The organism is Dietzia maris (genome assembly GCF_014144855.1).
Taxonomy (GTDB): Bacteria; Actinomycetota; Actinomycetes; order Mycobacteriales; family Mycobacteriaceae; genus Dietzia; species Dietzia kunjamensis.
The window spans coordinates 1-2,297 of record NZ_JAALDN010000158.1 but is presented as its reverse complement, the minus strand read 5'-3'; the positions used below and the strand labels follow the sequence as shown (position 1 = coordinate 2,297).

Sequence of the window (2,297 nt, the reverse complement as noted above, 5' to 3'; positions counted from 1 at the left end):
GGGGTCGGGGCGGCCGGACCCGGCAAAGGCTGGCCCGGCGCCGAGACCCACGAGACCGGGACCGTCGTGGCAGTGGGGTGGGCGCGATGAGCGAGGCCATGCCCGGCTCCGCACCCGCTGCGGCGCCGATCCGACTCGTCCTGGCCGACGACCAGGCGCTCGTCCGGGGTGGCCTCGCGGCGCTGCTCGCCCTGGAACCGGACATCGACGTGGTCGCCGAGGTCGGACGCGGGGACGACCTCCTGGCGGCGGTCGAACGTCTCCGGCCCGACGTCTGCGTGGTGGACATCGAGATGCCGGGTGGGGACGGCATCACCACCACCCGGCGGATCCGGGAGGAGCACCCGGACGTTCGCGTCCTGATCGTGACCACCTTCGGCCGCCCCGGATATGTGAGCCGTGCGCTCGAGTCGGGGGCCGGCGGGTTCGTGGTCAAGGACACGCCCGCCGGCGAGCTGGCGGACGCGGTGCGGAAGGTGAACGCGGGCGAGACCGTCGTGGACCCGGTCCTGGCCCGTGACTCGATGGTCTCCGGCCCCGACCCCCTCACTCCCAGGGAGAAGGACGTCCTGCGTCACGCGCTGACCGGGGCCCGCGTCGCCGACATCGCCGCCGATCTGGTCCTGTCGCAGGGCACCGTGCGCAACCACCTGTCCTCGGCGATCGCCAAGACCCACACCACCACGCGGGGCGAGGCGGCGCGGGAGGCGCAGGCGCGCGGCTGGCTCTGACGGCCCCGGGGCGTGGTTTTCCCGGCCCAGACCGCCCGGGGCGCGGGTCCTCACAACCTCGCCCGGGGCGCGGGTTCTCACAACCTCGGCCCCGAACGCGAGAACCGGCCGACCCGCGGTGAAGCGGGGTGCGGCCGGCCGCGTCAGATCGTGTTGTGACCGATCAGGCGATGCCGGTGCCCTCGTCGGCCGCGGGGGAGGTGTTGGTGCCACCGTCGTTGATCTCGAAGCGCGTCCACTTGCCGTCCATGTCGACCTCCATGGCGTAGCCGAGCGAATCCTCCGGGACCTCGACCGTCTTGAACCAGTCGTAGGCCTTGGTGTCGTCGGCGAACTCCTTCTCGTCGATCACGTTCTGCTCGGGGTCAATCACGCGGTAACGGGGCATGCTTGCTCCTTCGTCTCGTGGGAAGTTGAGTTCTCCTCCGCAGTGTGGGGGATTCGACGTCGACTCGCATCCGGACGGGGGCCACCCGTCGCGCGTACCGTCGATGCAGCTACACGACCCAGGAGGCCCGCCAGTGAGCACCGACCCCACCTTCACGCCCTCCGACCAGCCCGACGCCGTCCAGCCCGACGCCGTCCAGCCCGACGAAGCGGCCCTGGTCGATCCCACCTCCAAGTACGAGGTGGAGATCCCGATGCAGTCGCAGCCCGTCCCCGGGCTGGCCTCCGAGCTCGACCCGCCGGCCGACCACGGCGAGACGTCGTATGTCGGCCACGGTCGGCTCACCGGCCGGCGGGCGCTCATCACCGGCGGTGACTCGGGAATCGGTCGGGCCATCGCGATCGCCTACGCCCGCGAGGGTGCCGATGTTGCGATCGGCTACCTGCCGTCCGAGCAGTCCGACGCCGACGAGGTCGCGCGACTTGTCCGCGAGGCCGGGCGGACGTGCGTGCTGTTGCCCGGCGACGTGGGCGACGAGGAGGTCGCCCGGGGGACCGTCCGCGACGCCGTCGCCGGGCTCGGCGGAATCGATGTGCTGGTGCTCAACGCCGCCCGGCAGACCTACGTGGAGAACCTCGAGGACCTGACCTCCGAGCAGTGGGCGGAGACGATGAACGTCAACATCTCGGCGCCGTTCTGGATGATGCAGGAGGCCCTGGGGCATCTGCAGCCGGGCGCGAGTGTCATCTTCACCTCGTCGGTGCAGGCCTACACCCCGTCACCGGGCCTTGTGGACTACGCGACCTCCCGCGCGGCCGTCAACACCATGTCCAAGGCGCTCGCCCAGCAGCTCGCGCCCCGGGGGATCCGCGTCAACGCCGTGGCGCCCGGGCCGTTCTGGACGGCGCTGCAGGTGACCGGTGGGCAGAAGCCGGAGAAGCTGCCGTACTTCGGCCAGAAGAATCCGCTGGGCCGGCCCGGTCAGCCGGTGGAGATGGCGGGCGCGTATGTCTACCTGGCCTCCGAGGAGTCCTCGTACACGACCGGCAACACGCTGTCGGTGACGGGAGGCGCGCCCACGCCCTGAGCCGGCCCAGCGCAGCCGCCCGTTGGTGCAGCCGCCCGCCGGGTTGGCGTCTCGCGTGAGCCGCGGTGCGCGCGAGACGCCAGGTTCGCGG

General features: G+C 71.8%; 3 protein-coding genes. 2 read left to right on the top strand and 1 reads right to left on the bottom strand.

Features of this window, described 5'->3' with window-relative positions:
- Positions 1 to 86: 86 nt before the first annotated feature.
- Complete coding sequence (locus tag G6024_RS05905; protein ID WP_235027778.1) at positions 87 to 731, top strand: response regulator transcription factor; 645 nt, start codon at positions 87 to 89, stop codon at positions 729 to 731.
- Positions 732 to 894: 163 nt separating this feature from the next.
- Here the strand turns inward: G6024_RS05905 and G6024_RS05900 are convergent, their stop codons facing one another.
- Positions 895 to 1,119: a hypothetical protein gene (locus G6024_RS05900; protein WP_067716967.1), complete on the bottom strand. Its 225-nt coding sequence runs from the start codon at positions 1,117 to 1,119 to the stop codon at positions 895 to 897.
- Positions 1,120 to 1,372: 253 nt separating this feature from the next.
- On the opposite strand from G6024_RS05900, the gene G6024_RS05895 reads away from it, so the two are divergent.
- Positions 1,373 to 2,206, top strand: coding sequence for an SDR family oxidoreductase (locus G6024_RS05895; protein ID WP_172812148.1), 834 nt, complete (start codon positions 1,373 to 1,375; stop codon positions 2,204 to 2,206).
- The last annotated feature ends 91 nt before the right edge of the window (positions 2,207 to 2,297 follow it).

Coding starts and splice junctions, on each gene's coding strand:
- G6024_RS05905 (WP_235027778.1), top strand. CDS start 87: ATGAGCGAGGCCATGCCCGGCTCCGCACCCGCTGCGGCGCCGATCCGA.
- G6024_RS05900 (WP_067716967.1), bottom strand. CDS start 1,119: ATGCCCCGTTACCGCGTGATTGACCCCGAGCAGAACGTGATCGACGAG.
- G6024_RS05895 (WP_172812148.1), top strand. CDS start 1,373: ATGCAGTCGCAGCCCGTCCCCGGGCTGGCCTCCGAGCTCGACCCGCCG.